The sequence below is a fragment of the Paenibacillus sp. FSL R7-0204 genome (genome assembly GCF_038002225.1).
GTDB lineage: Bacteria > Bacillota > Bacilli > Paenibacillales > Paenibacillaceae > Paenibacillus_AQ.
This window is the reverse complement of sequence record NZ_JBBOCA010000001.1, coordinates 5,996,011-6,012,842: the sequence shown is the minus strand read 5'-3', so window position 1 is coordinate 6,012,842 and position 16,832 is coordinate 5,996,011. Positions and strand designations below refer to the sequence as shown.

Sequence of the window (16,832 nt, the reverse complement as noted above, 5' to 3'; positions counted from 1 at the left end):
CTAGGATGGGAGCAGGAGAGAAGCAAGCGGTGCCGGTTAGCTGTGTGAGCAAGGAAGAGGTTATGCAGAAGCTGGACCTGGTCACGATTAAGCTGCTGAAGCTGGGCCGGCCGGATAATGAAGCGGAATTGCAGAACCTGGGGGAGGATGCGGAGCGCCGGGGGTATTTTGCCAGGGACTTCGGGATGGAGGAGTGGGATTGGCCGCAGGGAGTGGGGCTGTATGGCCTGCAAAAGCTTGACCGGCATTTCGGGGACGGCCGTTATGCAGAATACACCAAGCCGTGGATGGCCCGGCAGCTTACTAAGGGATTACCGAGCCGGAATATTAATACGACTGCCCCACTGCTGTCGCTCATGGAGCTGGAAGAGGCGGGAGAGCTGAGTCTGGAATGGATGGATTGGCTAATGCACGGCCTGCCCCGGACGCTGGAGCAAGGCTATCAGCATGTGACTACGGGGACTCAGAAGCATGAGGTCTCGCTCCATGAGAACGAGATCTGGATTGATACGCTGTTCATGGCGATTCTGTTCACTGCCAAAATGGGTGTGAAGTACGACAATCCGCAGTGGCGCGAGACCTCGCTGCATCAGCTGCTGCTGCATATTAAATATCTGTATGACAAAAAAACCGGCTTCTTCTTCCACGGCTGGCATTTTGAAGAGCGCCATAACTTCAGTGAAGCCTTCTGGTGCCGCGGCAACGGCTGGTTCGCCCTCGGTCTGCCGGAATATCTGGAGCTAATGCGGCCCTATCTGGCAGACGGAGTCTTCAGCTATCTCCAGCAGACGCTACAGGCCCAGGCCGAAGCCTTGCTCGCATGTCAGAGCGGGGACGGACTATGGCATACCCTGCTGGATGACTCTGGCAGCTATACCGAAACCTCCGGTTCGGCTGCGATTGCCGCCGGTATTCTGAACAGTGTGCGCCGGGGGCTGCTCCCGGAGTCTTACAGCGAACCGGCTCTGCGGGCAATCCGCGCCATCCTGGACAGAATCGACGGTGAAGGCACAGTGCTTGGGGTGTCCGGCGGTACTCCTATCGGCGCGGCCAAGGAGGACTACAAAGGGATCATCATTGCCCCTATGGCCTACGGCCAGGCGATGGCGCTGGTCGCGCTGGGTGAAGCGCTGCATTACTGCTGAGGCGGCGTCTGGGAATGGAATAAGCGGCAGCCATAGACGATGATTCGTCTGAGGTTGCCGCTTGTGTATTGTTTGGGGAACGCGCAGGTGACGGGGACCGAATGTAGTCGAAAAACCGATCACATTGGACGTACACAAGGCGCATGGACCAAATGTAATCGAAAAACCGATCACATTGGACTGAGGCAAGGCGTATGGACCGAATGTAATCGAAAAACCGATCACATTGGACGGACACAAGGCGCATGGACCAAATGTAATCGAAAAACCGATCACATTGGACGGACACAAGGCGCATGGACCAAATGTAATCGAAAAACCGATCACATCAAGTATCCAAGCCGTGGTCCTCATCAATGCACCAGCCGAATTCGCCAGCAATGGCCATCGCCAGAGCGGTTATGGCATGTTCGAGCTGCTCGTCAAACATCGCCGGCAGAATGACCTCGACCAGGTTCACCGCTTCAATCCCTTCCAGCGTATAGTAAGCGTAACTGCCATCCGCATTCGCAGAGATCCCCTTCAGCCCAACATGCGCGCCAAGGAGCGCTTTGGTGAATTGCAGCGGTCCGGTCTGCTCAAAACCCAGGGTCCGCACGGCAAACTGCTCAAGCACCTCCGTTTTTACACTTTTGGCGTAATCCACAGAATGGATGCTGATATAGTCATACACTTCACTCACCTCACGTATGCATATACTCAATCTTGCTTCTGTACAGATTCAGAATCCGCACCTGCTCCTCGCTAAGCTCCTCGAAGTTCCAGTACATATGCATCAGGTTGTATTCGAACAGCTCCTTCAGTCTCAGGAACAGCGGCAGCTGTCTGGACATCTCGGCGGAGAGGGGATGCTCTTCCTTATATCCGTCCGTGATTGCCTTAGTTATCGCACGCTTATAGTCTATGAGGTTCTGTCCCCCCGCGAATGAGTACTCCAGTGCAGAATAGATGGGCACCGCCAGATCATAGACGTAATAATGCCGCTCGCAATCCTGCCAGTCAATCATCGTCAGCGCAGAGTCACTGTCCACAAGCGTATTGTTCAGCCACAGGTCGCCATGGATGATGCCGTAGTTCGCCTCATCTTTGGGCAGTCTTCGGACCTGCTTGAGCACATCCTTCGCAATGTCCCGTATGGCCCGCTCTTCTGCAGGAATGTATTTGAGAAAATCATATTCATCGTTATCATACCAATGTGGAATCGGCCGGGCAGCTTCAGACTGCTGATATTCTTTGCCCACCTGATGCATTCTGCCTATCTGCTGTCCAAGGGTTCTGAATATGGTTTTGTCCCATTTGGCCCGGGGCAGATGAATTCCGGCTGCCGCCTGGAACAAGACTACGGACTTCTCTTCTTCATTCAGCAGCAGAGTGCTGACAAGCGAATCCTGTATTGTAGTTACAACCTCAGGCACCCGTACGCCCCGATTGAACAGATAAGTAGTCCAGTTCACTTCAGCTAATTGTTCTTCATAGGTCTTATAATTCGTGATTCGGGCGAAGAAAGTCCCCTTATCCGAGTGACAACGGTACATTTCGTTGGTGACCGCCTCCGCACTGGAGAGTTGAACCGGATAGGTGGTATTAAGGAATTGCAATATCTGTGTTTCCATAAGATGCGCTAACCTCCCGCGGTAATTTCTGCACTGTATTAACATTGGTGAAGCTGTTCTGTATCTGAGAATGACTTACAGATCTTGAGACAGGCGGATCATATCCACCACCTGCATCCCGTTCTCATAGATTTCTTCACTATAATGTCTGATGAAAAAGTCCCTGTCTATCCCGGTGATCCGGAAGCCGCATTTCTGATACAACGCAAGCTGGCCGATACTAGAGTTGCCTGTGCCGATCTCCAGCGTTTTGAAGCCGAGCCGCTTAGCCTCCTGAATCGCGTGATTCACCAGTTGCTTCCCGATTCCCTGCCCCTGGAACTCCTCATTCACTGCAATATTGACCAGCTCGGCAGTCTCCGGTCTTGTAGGCAGTAACACATAGACTCCGACCACTTGTTGATCCGCCTCAGCAACGAAGCATTGTCCTCTTGCAATATAGTCCTTAACCAGCTTCGGTGCAGGGTCTGCCAATAAAAGCAATCCGGTTGGGGGCGGTTCACCCGTATGTAATGCTCTGATCTCCATTTCTTGTATTCGCTCCTTGTTCATTAACAAGTCAGATGTAACCAGTCCACGATATGAAAGCTACCCGTGGCATTACATTCGTGAAGTCCTGTTAGAGTCGCACGAAGGTGATGTAATCAACAGGGGCAGACTCTGCTCCTTCCATCCGAAGGGCCCGGTTGATCTGTCCCCGGTGATATTGCCCATGTAACAGCACCTGCAGCAGGATGTCCCGGATGGAGGTTTGGAACGAACGTCCATTCTGGCTGTTGTAGCTGATCATCTGATCCAGCGCAGATTCTTCCAGCTTGCCGGTATAGCTGCGGTATTCCTTAGCGTTAGCTTCGAACATTCGCCGGATTGCCGTCAAGTCTTCCGCTTCTTCCCATAATGCGTATTGTGTGCTGTCCTTTCCCTGCAAGCGCGACAGCCAGACCTGCTCCGCCACCGCCACATGCCGTACCAGCTTCAGAAGCTCCGCGTCCTTCGTGTGACTCGCTTCAAGTGCATCCAAAATCCGTCCGTCCGCCCAGTACAGGTGGTCCATCATGCGCAGGATTGTCTTCATTGGAGTTCCTCCTTAGAGTTTTTTAGCTTATTTCCACTCATTCAGCCTATACAGAAAAGCTATTTAGGTAAGCTCCATGAATGAATTAGGGTCCCGTTCTTTTCCAATTGGCTGTAACGTATAGCATTCCTGTTCTTGAGTTCATCAAACAACTGATAATAGTCCCGTTCCAAGGCTTCCCAATCGCTATAATGTCCATTCCCCGCCGATTCTCCGCTTGGACAGGCGACATTGGTCTCATTGTACAGGATGCCATGAGAAGTTTGCCATTCAGGCAGGATGTCCTTCCATTCTCCATATACATGCCCCCGCCACTGCTCTCCTAAAGCCGACTGTAACAGGTTCTTATTCACAGGATCAACTCCCCTGAACATTTCCAGCCCGGCAGGACCAAGATCCATGAAGAGGTTGCCGCAATTGGAGCATTGGTAAGCTGATTTGAACAGTCTTGTGATTAGGGATCTAATCCTCATCGCAGCTTCTTCTTTATCCCGCGGAGACGGACCCGACTTTTCAATAGCAGCATCAATCTCATCCATAAGATCATCCTGATCCTGGTCCGCAATGAAGTATCCTTTATAGGGCAGATAATCCGTATTGTCGTGGATTCGGTGTCCGCATTCACATCTGAAATTCATCGGCTCACCTCGCATCAGAACGCAGGCTTGCGTACCAGGAAAGCGCCTGTTGTTCCATTGAGCTCACAAATGCTTTTTTGGCCGGGCCGTACTGGCTGGTATCCTCGAAGCGATCCGCTAATTCTTGTTTGAACTGACTGTATCTTGCCGTTTCCGACGGATGGGCTCTTAAATAATCTCTGAACACGAGATGCCGTTCAATCTGAGGGTTGTCTGCCTGATAACAATGAATATGATGCGTCCTTGCCTCTCCGCCTTTGCGGAATAGCCTTCTTCCGGGAATTCCCCATTCTCCACCTGCATCATATCCGAGCAGTGTCATCTTATCGTTGTACGAGTCGATTTGGCCTATGTCTTTTACAATACACATCATATCAATGACGGGTTTAGCTTTTAAACCGGGCACTGAGGTGCTGCCAAAATGCTCAAAACGTACGATTTCATCCGCAAATATTGTAGTTAAAAACGAAGCTTCCTCTTGGTAACGGTTAACCCAGTCCGGATTATAATCGCTTAGTCTAACTTTCATGAAAAACCCTCCTACAGTTACTACAGGATCACCCTCTGAATTGATTGGAACAACGGTTACGCTAGGCTGTAATGCTACATTTCGAGACACAGCACCCTTATGAAAATACTCCCGCGTTATCCTACTCATCGAGTATAGTGGCTAGAGTGACCGCCAGGATTATTGGAATTAACATTGCAATTGTGCTGATTGTTATAGCGATTAAGGATTTCTTTCTATCAGCCTTCATTTGTTGCAAACTCAAAGCTATACTAATGATTCCAAAGACAACACCAATCAGCGACGAGATGAACATGCCTCCAGTTAAGGCAATGAAACTAAGAATAAGTGCTATATTCCTATTAGCTTTCATAAGTAATCTATCCTTCTCTTAGATGCTTCCGGAAACACCTTTAATTTCCAATCTGCTTTTCCCAATTGAATAGACGTATGCTTGCCTGGGGGGCGGTGGTCTAAGCGCTGGCTAACGAATTAACTGTTTTGAGAGAGTTCTTTTTTCAAATAATAATGAGTATGGCTGCCGGCATTATGTATCGTTCCGAACACTTCAAACCCTTGCTTTAAGTAAAAATCCAATGCCTGAAAGCTTAGGGTATCTAATTTGATGAAATCACATTTTTTTTCTTTGGCCATTTTTTCGGCTTCGAGCAGCAGTTTTTTTCCATATCCGAATTTCCTGTAGTCCTCGTCAACGTATAGATACTGTACCTCTAACCAGTTCCAGCATATTTCACCAGTCAGTCCGCCGTATACATTTCCATCGCTATCCTTCAAAAGAAGGTTGACGGCTTGATATCTGCCCTTCAATTCGTCAGGGAAATGCTTGAGATTGAATTCAATCATTTTGTTTGTAACATAAGATGTATCGTTTGTGCCGGGCGCTTTCACTATTTGTAATTGCATTTGGAACACTCCTTCAAGCAAGAGTTATGATAGCTTAAGTGTATCATTGAGTACCCGTATTTAGCTGTAAAGAACATATAAAATTAAGCAATACTGTCCCTGCAACTACGTTTATCAATTCATACTAAATTCCTACAGGTTCACCCTCTGCGTTGATGGGAACGACGGTTTCTCCAGGCTGTAAAGCGAAAATTCGGCCCACCTCACCCTTACAAAAGACCGCCTCCATGAATGCGGTTGCAGCTTCTGCGGTAACGGCATGAACGGGAATTGCGTGTTGATCACCGTAATGAAGCGGAATATCCGAAAACGACATGTGCTGAGCCCCTTTTACCCGATAAAAATAGGCATTGTTCAGAGAGTTGAAGGCATAGCGCTGCCCATCGATATAATCGGATGCAATGGTCTCATTCATAGATGCTGCCATCTCCCGGTACGCCGAAGCTTCTTGCCGCAACAGCAGAACTGGAACAGAAGACTGTACGTCTTCGCGGCGAATGAGGTGAAAACTGGGATCGAGCAGGACAGCCGCCTTGATCCGGTGATCCTGCTTGGCGGCCTCCAGGGAGGCGGCACCTCCGAGCGAATGTCCCAGGACAGCAATCTTATCCAGGTCGAACAGCCCGGCGAGCTCAGCATCATCGGAGCAGTTAAGCGTCTCAAGAACGTTCATAACTGCGTTTATATATTGAACCCGGTTGTGGAGCAGACGGGACCAGCTGGTGTAGTCACTGCTTGCCAGCTCCGCCATTTCTGGTGCCTGCTTGAGATAGCTGCCATCTGGAAATACGGTGAACACGGACTCATGCGGAGCGCTAATTGTAACTACCACGTAGTTTTTGGAGACTAGCTTGGAAATTAATCCAAGATACATATCGCGTTCTACACCGAATCCAGGGGAGAAGAGGACGACGGGATACCCTTCCTGTTTTGGAGCTAATGCCCCGCCTGTTGTTACACTGGCAATATTCAGGTTGTCCAGATCAACGCCCATCTCTGTCAAAAGCTTAGCTGCCTCAGCCTGGCAAGGTGCGTACAGGTCGATACCCTTCACCGGTTCTCCCCCGATGGCTGGATGAAAAATACTAATAACGAGTCTGGGACTTCCTTCCAGAACTCTTGTGAATCTCCCGATCATGATAGCTCACCTTCCTTAATGGGTATATCTCCCTGTTACATAGACGTCAGCTTGTCTGTTTGGTTGCGGTGATTATCTCTTAATAAACTCAGTACCGAATCTACGACAGCCTGCGGATTATACAGTTGAATGGAATGCCAGCTGTTTTCTATCACGATCTGCCGGGTTTTTGCGGTTAACTGGAGGAGCTTCTTCTGTGCTTGTTGCCAATCCTCATTCTGCCTTCCGGCAGATAATACGATGATTGGTAATTCCGGAATTAAAGGCTCTGACTCTACTAATTGGAGGGCACTTTCTATAGTGCAGAGAGATTCCAGATATGCCGCTTTATACGCATTATTTCGATATCCGAGTGTATTCACTGTATGTTGAACTGGTGGAGGCAGCCGTTTGGCACCAATAGGTTGTTTTAATAGACGGGGCAACCCAATAGGGGATAAAAGATAACCCATTCTTAGTCGTCTCAGGTGCCGCAGCCGTTCTTCATATCTGATTTGATTAAAAGTGGACTCTATGAATCTTTGCTCATGTGTGGAGTCCACAAGAATAATCCCGGAGACCTCTTCAGGATACTTAGAAGCAAACAGCCGCATGATCATTCCGCCATAGGAGTGCCCTACAAGGATGTATGGGGGTTCTAATTCAAGCTGCGTTAATAATTCCCGCAAATCACGAACATAACCTTCGCAAGTCGGCTCACTGATAGGCTTAGTGCTCCAACCGAACCCGGCCCGGTCATAGGAGAGGACCTTGGTATGTTTGGCTAATGCGGGCTGAACCAGCGACCAATCCAGAGCACAACCGCCCATTCCTGCTTCTAATAGAATCGTCGGAAGATTACTTGTGTTGCTGCCGGTAACCATCGCATGGAGATGATGTGAGCCAACGGAAATCTTTTCTCCTGGAGCTTTATATTTATACAGAAGGTATCTGGAAAGAGCCGCTTGAATCCATGTGAATGGAAGTCCGATCAGAGAAATAATTACTCGAAGAAGGCTTTCGGTAAAATTAATTTTGCTCATGAGACACCTCTTTTCCTGTTCTAACTTGCATAATATAGGATTCATTTAATTGTTAAAGAGAAATCTCACGGTATCCATTTCCTATTTTATTTCGGCCTACGTTTATCTGATCTTTTTGAGAAAAGATTTGCTTGAAGCTTTCCCGGGCATGAAGTATACTGTTCTCGGGAAGGTTAAGCGCTTACCCTCTGAGGAGGATAAGCGAACATGGTTAAACCGATTGTAGTTGGCATTATCGGCGCGGGAAGAATCGGCCGCCTCCACGCAGACAATCTGCGTGCGATGCCGTCGTTCAAGCTGAAGTCCATAGCTGAAGCTATGATGAGTGAGGAATTGCTGGCCTGGGCAGAGAGCAGGGGGCTTGGCTCTGTTTTTGCTGCGGGTGAAGATATACTGAATGATCCTGAGATTGAAGCGGTGTTCATCTGCACGCCAACCGATTCGCATGCGTCCTGGATTGAGCGGGCTGCGCACGCGGGCAAACATATCTTCTGTGAGAAGCCGATTAGCCTCTCCTCGGAAGAGACCCAGCGGGCTTTGCAGGCGGCAGAGGACGCTGGCGTGCTGCTGCAAGTCGGCTTCAACCGCCGGATGGACCCCAGCTTCCGCAAGCTGAAGCGGCTGGTTCAGTCCGGAGAGCTGGGGAATCCTCATATTGTGAAGATTACCTCACGTGACCCTCAGCCTCCCGGTGAAGCTTATGTACGTTCTTCCGGTGGGATGTTCATGGATATGACGATTCATGATTTCGATATGGCCCGTTATCTGGTAGGCAGTGAAGTGGCTGAGGTCTACACCCGGGGGGCGAACCTGATTGATCCGATGTTCGGCCGTTGCGGGGATGTGGACACCGCCGTCATTACATTGACGTTCGTGAACGGGGCGATCTGCGTGATCGACAACAGCCGGCAGGCCGTATATGGCTATGATCAACGGGTCGAGGTCTTCGGAACGCTGGGTTCGGCGACGGCAGACAACTGCCGCCCGACCACAGTGGAAGTATCCACCGCGACTTCGGTTACCCGCGATCAGCCGGAGCATTTCTTCCTGGAGCGCTATAACCAGGCATTTATGGAGGAGATTGTTGCGTTTGCCCGTTCAGTAAGGCTGCAGGAGCCGGTGATCTGCAGCGGCCGTGACGGCGAAGCCGCACAGCTCATTGCTGAAGCAGCCAGAGAATCGTATCTGAGCGGACTTCCCGTCAAGCTGTCTGTAACTGCTGCGGAAGCGGGATTTTCTGAACTGCAGGCCTTGTAAGCGGATACAGATTCTGAAGACAGAGGAGGATGAACGAGGATGTCTGATCTACTGATTAAGGCCGGAGCGCCTGATAAGGATGGCTGTATTGCTGCGGTCAGCCCCGAGAGTGCCGGATGGAAGTATGTCGGGTTCGAGGTGTACCAATTGCAGGCCGGAGCTACCCTGGAGCGTGATAGCGAAGAGAATGAAGTCTGTCTGGTACTGCTGGCGGGCAAAGCAGATATAGAGGTGGATGGCGAGCGGTTCGCCGATATCGGCGGACGCATGTCGGTCTTTGAAGATAGGGCTCCTTACGCTGTATATGTTCCGGCGGGAGCGCATTATGAGGTTAGCGCACTGTCAGAGCTGGAGCTTGCGGTCTGCCTTGCTCCGGGAAGCGGCAAATATCCTGCACGGCTGATTACCCCGTCAGATGCGGCGATCGAGGACCGTGGCTATGGCAGCATGACTCGCAAAGTCGTTAATATCCTGCCGGAACACAGCGTAGCCGAGAGCCTGCTGGTGGTCGAGGTGCGCACAGGCGGCGGCAATTGGTCCAGCTATCCGCCGCACAAGCATGACCAGGATAACCTGCCGGCGGAATCCTACCTGGAGGAGACGTACTATCACCGGGTCAATCCCGCCCACGGCTTCGTGGTGCAGCGGGTCTATAATGATGACCGCAGCCTCGACGAGACTATTGCTGTACCGGATAGGAGCATCGTGCTGGTGCCGGAGGGTTATCACCCTGTCTCTGCGCCGCCGGGATATGATTCTTATTATCTTAACGTCATGGCCGGACCGGTGCGCACATGGGTGTTCCACAATGATCCCGATCATGAGTGGCTGTTCAAGCCGGGACAGAGCGGGTCTGCGGCAGCGGCAGCAGCAGAGTGAATAGAGTCGATTAGGGTAGAAGGTTATCCAGCTTGGCAGACAAGTGAATGGATGATTATGGGGCTTCCGCGCAGCGGGGGCCTTTTTGAATAGACAAGATTTTACATGTTTTGGGGTTCCCGCAAAGTACCTGAGTTATCATCGAAGCTAAAGCCCCACTTTGAGAGGTTATATTAATAGCTGGTTTGCAGAAGACACTCGTACCCGATAGATAGACAGCATAGGAGGACTTCCTTATAATCGAAGGATAAGAAGGCATGAACGCAAAGGCGGGCTTAATAACAATGAAACCTACGATCTATGATGTGGCACGGGAAGCAGGCGTCTCTATCGCTACGGTGTCCAAGGTATTGAATAAGAGCGGCCGGATCAGCGACAAGACGCGGGAAAAGGTAGGGCGGGTCATGGAGGAGCTGAACTACCAGCCCAGTCTGGTAGCTTCTGCCCTGACCAGCCGCCGGACGGGTACCATCGGGCTGATGATCCCCGATATTGCCAATCCTTTTTTTGCGGAAACGGCCCGCGGCATCGAGGATTACGCCCAGGAGCAGGGCAGCGATTTAATCGTGTGCAGTACGGACCGCAGCGATGAGAAGGCGGCCCGGTACATCTCGCTGCTGCTGCGCAAACGGGTGGATGGCCTGATTATTGCCTCTCATACGGGGAATCCTGAGCTGATTCGCGGAATGGTGGCTGATCATGTGCCGCTCGTACTGTTCTCAGCCGATATCCGTATGCTGGAGGGCAACAGTGTCACCGTCGATGATTACAAGGGCGGCTATCAGGCTACAGAATATTTGCTGTCCCTCGGTCACCGCAGGCTGGGAGTGATCTCTGACAATCTGCCGGGGAGCAGGCTGCGGGTGGAAGGATTCTTGGATGCGCTGAAGGCGGCGGGGATTTCTTTTGACAATCCGGCGAATATGATCCACACCTCGGCAACGCTGGAGAACGGGCGTACGGCAGCGGCGGAGATGCTGAATCAGGCACAGGGCATACGTCCGACCGCCATCTTTGGCTGCAATGATCTACTGGCGATCGGGGTGCTAAAGGAGGCGCGCAGTGCCGGCCTGTCGATTCCCCGCGACCTGTCCGTAGTAGGCTTCGACAATACGATGCTGGCCGAAATCTGCCATCCCTCGCTGACCAGTATCGCCCAGCCTCTGCGCGAGATGACCGAACAGGCGATGCTTCTGCTGAATGAATCGATCAGTAACCCCACCAGCCCCAAGCGCAAAATCATGCTGATGCCCGAGCTGGTCATCCGCAATTCGACGGGGCCGGTTCCGCACTAACCACACACTATCAATTCAAGACCTGTTCCGGCTGCGGCTGAGAGCGGGTCTTTTTTTGTGCTGTAGGGAAGAGCGAGATTTGTGGGCGGAGTGAGCGGAGGGATGCGAAAAACCGAACACACAATGTGCCAGTAAGCTGGTGAGTGGGCAGATGTATGTGAAAAACCGAACACATTTGGCTAGCTCAGTCTCCCCGTTTAGCGGCAGAATGTGCTAAGTGGATTTACTACAACTACTGACGAACGATTGCCCGCCGGAGGAGCAGTAGTTGGAAAAATGGCACTTAAATAATCCCGACATCCACCTTGGCTGCAAAATCAATCACAGTAGTTGCTTTTTTTCCACTTGCTTGCTCCTAAGTATCAAAAAACGAGAAATTAAGCTGCGTTTTTCCACCTGTTTTTCCGGGGACGAGGTTCCCCTTCAATTCCTTCTACCTGATTGTTGAGATCGCTTTCAAATTGAGGATTGCCAAAAGCTCGCTTCTAAACTATACTAAAGTAGAAAATTAGGTTAAGCGCTTACCCTCCCCCCGAGATGAAATGAATCATTCTGTTCTACAGGAAACAATCGAACGCTGAAATACTCAATCCACACGCCAAACTACTCTTACAGCAGCATATCGAACTAACCTTACGTTAATGCGATTTACAGCTTCACTTTACGAATTACAGCTTCACTGTATGAAATACAACTTCATTGCTCGATTCACATCTTCATTGTCCCATTCACAACGTTTTACAGCTATTCGTGTTACCGAACGAACTATTTTTTCCCTAGCTTGATCAAGGAGGCATCACTATGAACGGTTTACAGTTCGACCCTGACCGGCGGCTGGATGTAGTTGCTGTTGGCCGGTTGTGTATTGATTTGAACGCCAATGAGACCGGGCGGCCGATGGAAGAGACGATGACCTTCACCAAATATGTCGGCGGCTCTCCGGCCAATATTATTATCGGTGCAGCTCGGCTCGGCATGCGTACCGGCTTCATCGGCAAGCTGGCCGACGACCAGATGGGCCGGTTCATCCGCAGCTATCTGCGCAAGGATGGCATTGACGACAGTCAGGTCTGCGTGGACCGGACGGGTGCGGTGACGGGGCTGGCTTTTACAGAAATTAAGAGCCCGCAGGAATGCAGCATTCTAATGTACCGCGACCATGTGGCCGATCTGCTGCTGAACACGGAGGAGATCTCAGAAGAGTACATCGCCAGCTCCAAGGCGCTGCTCATCTCCGGCACGGCGCTGGCGCAGAGTCCTTCCCGCGAAGCGGTGTTCCTGGCGCTGGAATTCGCCCGCAAGCATAACGTGACCGTGTTCTTCGATCTCGATTACCGCCCTTATACCTGGACATCAGCCGCTGAAACAGCGGTCTACTATAACCTCGCTGCCGAGAAAAGCCACTGCATCATCGGCACGCGCGAAGAATTCGACATGATGGAGAATTTGTATAATCTGGCTGGCGCTGATGATCAGGCCACCGCAGCCCGCTGGTTCTCGCATCAAGCAGAGCTGGTGGTCATTAAGCACGGAGGCAGCGGCTCGATCGGCTATACAGCGGATGGGCAGAGCCACCGGAGCGGGATTTTCCCGGCTAAGGTCCTCAAGACGTTCGGCGCAGGCGATTCCTATGCGTCAGCCTTCATCCACGCTCTGATGAGCGGGCACACTGTCAGTGAGGCGATGCGGCGCGGCAGTGCTTCGGCATCCATTGTCATCTCCCGCCACAGCTGCTCCGATGCTATGCCAACCCTGGCGGAGCTGGAGGAATTCCTGCGAACCAACGAGGAGGTTACAGCAAGGGCGCAATAAGTAAGAGTAGTCAGCAGACTTTATATAGAAGAGAAGGAGTGGACAGAATGACAGAGCAAGCGGCACAAGTACTCAAAAATTATATCAATGGGCAATGGGTAACAGCGGATACGGAGCAGACGGAGCCGGTAGTGAATCCGGCCACAGGTGAGCTGCTGGGCAGAACGCCTTTATCCGGCAGAGCTGATGTAGACCGGGCGGTGGCGGCGGCTAAGGCAGCTTTTGCAGGCTGGTCCGCAACACCGGTGCCGCGCAGAGCACGGATTCTGTTCAAATATCAGCAGTTGCTAGTAGAGAATTGGGAGCCATTGGCGAAGATCATCACCCTGGAGAACGGCAAAAGCTTCAAAGAAGCCTACGGCGAGGTCCAACGCGGCATTGAATGCGTAGAATTCGCAGCAGGTGCTCCGACACTGATGATGGGCCGGCAGCTGCCGGATATTGCGACTGGCATTGAGTCAGGCATGTACCGCTATCCGATTGGAGTGGTTGGCGGGATTACCCCGTTCAATTTCCCGATGATGGTGCCTTGCTGGATGTTCCCGCTGGCGATTGCCTGCGGCAACACCTTTGTGCTGAAGCCTTCGGAGCGTACACCGCTGCTGGCGGCCCGCCTTGCGGAGCTGCTGGAGGAAGCCGGACTGCCTAACGGTGTGCTGAATGTGGTGAACGGCGCGCATGAGGTGGTGAACGGGCTGCTGGAGCACCCGGATGTGAAGGCGATTTCTTTTGTCGGATCGCAGCCGGTGGCGGAATATGTATACAAAAAAGGAACGGACCATCTCAAGCGCGTTCAGGCGCTGGCCGGAGCGAAGAACCACTCCATCGTATTGGCGGACGCGAACCTGGAGGCTTCGGCCTCCCAGATTGTGAATGCGGCCTTCGGCTCTGCCGGGGAACGCTGCATGGCCTGCTCGGTGGTAACGGTGCAGGAGGAAGTCGCTGATGAGCTGATCTCGATTCTGTTGCGGGAGTGCAACAGCATGACCATCGGGAATGGGCTGGAAGAGGATACGTTCCTGGGGCCGGTGATCCGTCAAGGCCATAAAGAGCGTACTGTTAGCTACATTGAACAGGGCATCGCCGAAGGCGCGAAGCTGCTCAGGGATGGCCGTGAGGATGCGGCGGTGCAGGGAGAAGGTTATTTCATCGGACCTACGTTGTTCGACGGGGTGACGGAGGAGATGAAGATCTGGCAGGAGGAGATTTTTGCGCCGGTGCTGTCGGTGATCCGGGTGAAGGATGTGGCTCAGGCGGTGGAGATTGCGAATCGCTCGCGGTTTGCGAATGGTGCTTGTATATTCACGAATGATGGCGGTAAAGTCCGTTACTTCCGCGAACATATCGAGTCCGGCATGCTGGGAGTCAATGTTGGAGTGCCTGCACCGATGGCCTTCTTCCCGTTCTCAGGCTGGAAGGATTCGTTCTACGGCGATCTTCATGCGAACGGAAGCGACGGGGTAGAATTCTATACGCGCAAAAAAGTCGTCACTGCCCGCTGGCAGTAGACAAGGCGAAGGGAGGACATGAAGTGGAACGTATCCGATTAACTACAGCGCAGGCGCTGGTTAAATTTCTGAATCAGCAGTATGTGGATTACGGCGGCGGGCCGGAACGCTTCGTGCACGGGGTATTCACCGTGTTCGGGCATGGCAATGTACTTGGATTGGGGCAAGCCTTGCAGGAAGCGCCGGGTGAACTGACCGTCTACCAGGGACGCAATGAGCAAGGGATGGTTCACGCGGCAACCGCATTCGCCAAGCAGAGCCGCAGACGGAAGATTATGGCCTGCACCGCTTCAGTAGGGCCGGGAGCTGCTAATATGCTGACGGCTGCTGCAACAGCAACGGCGAATCAGATTCCTGTGCTGCTGCTGCCGGGAGATACCTTCGCTACCCGCCAGCCGGACCCGGTGCTCCAGCAGATGGAGCATACGTATAACTTGTCGATCACGGTCAATGACGCCTTCAAGGCAGTCAGCAAATACTGGGACCGGGTGACCCGGCCGGAGCAGCTGATGTCGGCCATGCTGAACGCGATGCGGGTGTTGACTGATCCGGGAGATACCGGGGCGGTTACCATTGCGCTGCCGCAGGATGTGCAGGGCGAGGCCTGGGAGTACCCGGCTGATTTCTTCCGCAAGCGGATTCACCGGGTCATCGCCCGGCTGCCTCACCCGCAGGAGATTGCGGCTGCGGCTGAACTGATCGCCAGCAAGCAGCGGCCGCTGTTGGTCTGTGGCGGAGGTGTCCGGTATGGGGATGCCGGAGCGGCGCTGCGCGCTTTTGCCGAGAAATTCGCCATTCCGTTCGGAGAGACCCAGGCCGGCAAAAGCGCCGTAGCCAGCAGCTTCGAGTACAACCTCGGCGGCATCGGCGTTACCGGCAACGGCTGCGCGAATGCGCTGGCCCCGGAGGCTGATCTGGTGATCGGCGTCGGTACCCGGTTTACGGATTTCACCACCGCCTCGAAGAGTCTGTTCAGTCATCCCGAGGTGGAGTTCCTGACGCTGAACGCTTCGCCATATCATGCGGCTAAGCTGGATGCGCTGGCGGTGGTCTGCGATGCTGCCGAAGGCTTGAACGCCTTAGCCGCAGCGCTGGAAGAGCGGGGATACCGCTCTGCATATACGGGTGAGATCGCCCAGGCGAAGAAGTCGTGGGCTGCGGAGAGAGAACGCTTAGCTGGCGTGGAGTATCCGGGGAGTGCCGGGATTACCGGGCCAGCGGGCGGCGCACCAGAGGAGAGCGGAGCAGACCGGGCGGCCGAAGAGTTCACCCCCGAAGTAGCCGGACATCTCGATGAGAAGCTCCCGGAATATGCAGAGGTGCTAGGCACTTCGCTGACCCAGACGCAGGTGCTGGGGATTATTAATGAAGCTATTCCGCAGGATGCGATTGTCATTGGAGCGGCGGGCAGTCTGCCGGGAGATATGCAGCGGATGTGGAACTCGGAGGTGCCGGATACCTATCATATGGAATACGGCTTCTCGTGTATGGGCTATGAGATTGCTGGAGCGCTGGGCATCAAGCTGGCTGAGCCGGGGCGTGAAGTCTATGCGCTGGTCGGGGACGGCAGCTACCAGATGCTGCATTCTGAGCTGGTAACCAGCCTGCAGGAGAACCGGAAGATCAACGTCCTTCTGCTGGATAATGCAGGCTTCGGCTGCATTAATAATCTGCAGATGGAGCAGGGAATGGACAGCATGGCCACAGAGTTCCGCCACCGGGGTACGGACGGCCAGCTCAGCGGTGAGCTGATGCGGATCGACTATGCGGCGAGTGCGGCCGGTTATGGGGTACAGACCTTCCGTGCGTCAACAGTTGGGGAGCTTCACACGGCCCTGGCGGCGGCCCGCCAGTCGGAACGCTCCACGCTGATCGACATCAAAGTGCTGCCGAAGACGATGACCCACGGCTATGGTGCCTGGTGGAATGTCGGGGTTGCGGAAGTGTCCGGCAAGGAAGCGGTACAGGAGGCTTATGACCGGAAGCACAGCGGACTCAAGAAAGCCCGGAGCTACTAA

16 protein-coding genes are annotated in these 16,832 nt (G+C 52.9%); 7 read left to right on the top strand and 9 right to left on the bottom strand.

Annotation, left to right across the window (positions count from 1 at the left end; genetic code table 11):
* Positions 1 to 5 precede the first annotated feature (5 nt).
* Entirely contained in the window at positions 6 to 1,145 is a 1,140-nt protein-coding gene (locus MKX42_RS26195) for a glycoside hydrolase family 88/105 protein (protein WP_340755773.1), read from the top strand.
* Between the two features lie 328 nt (positions 1,146 to 1,473).
* On the opposite strand, the gene MKX42_RS26190 is transcribed toward MKX42_RS26195, so the two are convergent.
* From MKX42_RS26190 to MKX42_RS26150, 9 genes are all read right to left on the bottom strand, one after another.
* The gene (locus tag MKX42_RS26190; RefSeq protein ID WP_340755771.1) at positions 1,474 to 1,848 is read right to left on the bottom strand and encodes a hypothetical protein; all 375 of its coding nucleotides are present in this window, start codon (positions 1,846 to 1,848) and stop codon (positions 1,474 to 1,476) included.
* On the bottom strand, positions 1,829 to 2,758 hold the full coding sequence (locus tag MKX42_RS26185; protein ID WP_340755770.1) for a phosphotransferase enzyme family protein: 930 nt from the start codon (positions 2,756 to 2,758) through the stop codon (positions 1,829 to 1,831). Before MKX42_RS26185 ends, MKX42_RS26190 begins: the two co-directional genes overlap by 20 nt.
* Before the next feature lie 75 nt (positions 2,759 to 2,833).
* The gene (locus MKX42_RS26180; RefSeq protein ID WP_340755767.1) at positions 2,834 to 3,286 is read right to left on the bottom strand and encodes a GNAT family N-acetyltransferase; all 453 of its coding nucleotides are present in this window, start codon (positions 3,284 to 3,286) and stop codon (positions 2,834 to 2,836) included.
* A gap of 91 nt (positions 3,287 to 3,377) precedes the next feature.
* Positions 3,378 to 3,833 carry a DinB family protein gene (locus tag MKX42_RS26175; RefSeq protein WP_340755766.1) on the bottom strand — a complete coding sequence of 152 codons (456 nt, stop codon included), beginning with the start codon at positions 3,831 to 3,833 and terminating at the stop codon, positions 3,378 to 3,380.
* Between the two features lie 59 nt (positions 3,834 to 3,892).
* Positions 3,893 to 4,372, bottom strand: a complete 480-nt coding sequence (locus tag MKX42_RS26170) for a hypothetical protein (RefSeq protein ID WP_340755765.1) — start codon at positions 4,370 to 4,372, stop codon at positions 3,893 to 3,895.
* A 103-nt stretch (positions 4,373 to 4,475) separates the two neighbouring features.
* Complete coding sequence (locus MKX42_RS26165) at positions 4,476 to 5,000, bottom strand: GrpB family protein (RefSeq protein WP_340755763.1); 525 nt, start codon at positions 4,998 to 5,000, stop codon at positions 4,476 to 4,478.
* 471 nt (positions 5,001 to 5,471) lie between these two features.
* Positions 5,472 to 5,903, bottom strand: a complete 432-nt coding sequence (locus MKX42_RS26160; protein ID WP_340755761.1) for a GNAT family N-acetyltransferase — start codon at positions 5,901 to 5,903, stop codon at positions 5,472 to 5,474.
* 124 nt (positions 5,904 to 6,027) lie between these two features.
* On the bottom strand, positions 6,028 to 7,041 hold the full coding sequence (locus tag MKX42_RS26155) for an alpha/beta hydrolase family protein (RefSeq protein ID WP_340755759.1): 1,014 nt from the start codon (positions 7,039 to 7,041) through the stop codon (positions 6,028 to 6,030).
* 35 nt (positions 7,042 to 7,076) lie between these two features.
* On the bottom strand, positions 7,077 to 8,063 hold the full coding sequence (locus MKX42_RS26150) for an alpha/beta hydrolase (RefSeq protein ID WP_340755758.1): 987 nt from the start codon (positions 8,061 to 8,063) through the stop codon (positions 7,077 to 7,079).
* Between the two features lie 207 nt (positions 8,064 to 8,270).
* Between MKX42_RS26150 and iolG the strand changes: the two genes are divergently transcribed.
* The 6 genes from iolG to iolD all read left to right on the top strand — a co-directional run bounded on the left by iolG (position 8,271) and on the right by iolD (position 16,832).
* Positions 8,271 to 9,320 carry an inositol 2-dehydrogenase gene (gene iolG / locus MKX42_RS26145; protein ID WP_340755757.1) on the top strand — a complete coding sequence of 350 codons (1,050 nt, stop codon included), beginning with the start codon at positions 8,271 to 8,273 and terminating at the stop codon, positions 9,318 to 9,320.
* Between the two features lie 39 nt (positions 9,321 to 9,359).
* Positions 9,360 to 10,199: a 5-deoxy-glucuronate isomerase gene (iolB, locus tag MKX42_RS26140; RefSeq protein WP_340755755.1), complete on the top strand. Its 840-nt coding sequence runs from the start codon at positions 9,360 to 9,362 to the stop codon at positions 10,197 to 10,199.
* Positions 10,200 to 10,483: 284 nt separating this feature from the next.
* Positions 10,484 to 11,494 (top strand): LacI family DNA-binding transcriptional regulator, encoded by a 1,011-nt coding sequence (locus MKX42_RS26135; RefSeq protein ID WP_340755753.1) that lies wholly within the window; start codon positions 10,484 to 10,486, stop codon positions 11,492 to 11,494.
* Positions 11,495 to 12,295: 801 nt separating this feature from the next.
* Complete coding sequence (iolC, locus tag MKX42_RS26130; RefSeq protein ID WP_340755752.1) at positions 12,296 to 13,306, top strand: 5-dehydro-2-deoxygluconokinase; 1,011 nt, start codon at positions 12,296 to 12,298, stop codon at positions 13,304 to 13,306.
* Positions 13,307 to 13,353: 47 nt separating this feature from the next.
* Positions 13,354 to 14,814, top strand: a complete 1,461-nt coding sequence (locus tag MKX42_RS26125) for a CoA-acylating methylmalonate-semialdehyde dehydrogenase (protein ID WP_340755751.1) — start codon at positions 13,354 to 13,356, stop codon at positions 14,812 to 14,814.
* Between the two features lie 23 nt (positions 14,815 to 14,837).
* Entirely contained in the window at positions 14,838 to 16,832 is a 1,995-nt protein-coding gene (gene iolD, locus MKX42_RS26120) for a 3D-(3,5/4)-trihydroxycyclohexane-1,2-dione acylhydrolase (decyclizing) (RefSeq protein WP_340755750.1), read from the top strand.

Bases quoted from the DNA above. Each gene is read 5' to 3' on its own strand.
- MKX42_RS26195 (WP_340755773.1), top strand. From the start codon at position 6: ATGGGAGCAGGAGAGAAGCAAGCGGTGCCGGTTAGCTGTGTGAGCAAG.
- MKX42_RS26185 (WP_340755770.1), bottom strand. From the start codon at position 2,758: ATGGAAACACAGATATTGCAATTCCTTAATACCACCTATCCGGTTCAA.
- MKX42_RS26180 (WP_340755767.1), bottom strand. From the start codon at position 3,286: ATGGAGATCAGAGCATTACATACGGGTGAACCGCCCCCAACCGGATTG.
- MKX42_RS26175 (WP_340755766.1), bottom strand. From the start codon at position 3,833: ATGAAGACAATCCTGCGCATGATGGACCACCTGTACTGGGCGGACGGA.
- MKX42_RS26170 (WP_340755765.1), bottom strand. From the start codon at position 4,372: ATGGATGAGATTGATGCTGCTATTGAAAAGTCGGGTCCGTCTCCGCGG.
- MKX42_RS26165 (WP_340755763.1), bottom strand. From the start codon at position 5,000: ATGAAAGTTAGACTAAGCGATTATAATCCGGACTGGGTTAACCGTTAC.
- MKX42_RS26160 (WP_340755761.1), bottom strand. From the start codon at position 5,903: ATGCAATTACAAATAGTGAAAGCGCCCGGCACAAACGATACATCTTAT.
- MKX42_RS26155 (WP_340755759.1), bottom strand. From the start codon at position 7,041: ATGATCGGGAGATTCACAAGAGTTCTGGAAGGAAGTCCCAGACTCGTT.
- MKX42_RS26150 (WP_340755758.1), bottom strand. From the start codon at position 8,063: ATGAGCAAAATTAATTTTACCGAAAGCCTTCTTCGAGTAATTATTTCT.
- iolG (WP_340755757.1), top strand. From the start codon at position 8,271: ATGGTTAAACCGATTGTAGTTGGCATTATCGGCGCGGGAAGAATCGGC.
- iolB (WP_340755755.1), top strand. From the start codon at position 9,360: ATGTCTGATCTACTGATTAAGGCCGGAGCGCCTGATAAGGATGGCTGT.
- MKX42_RS26135 (WP_340755753.1), top strand. From the start codon at position 10,484: ATGAAACCTACGATCTATGATGTGGCACGGGAAGCAGGCGTCTCTATC.
- iolC (WP_340755752.1), top strand. From the start codon at position 12,296: ATGAACGGTTTACAGTTCGACCCTGACCGGCGGCTGGATGTAGTTGCT.
- MKX42_RS26125 (WP_340755751.1), top strand. From the start codon at position 13,354: ATGACAGAGCAAGCGGCACAAGTACTCAAAAATTATATCAATGGGCAA.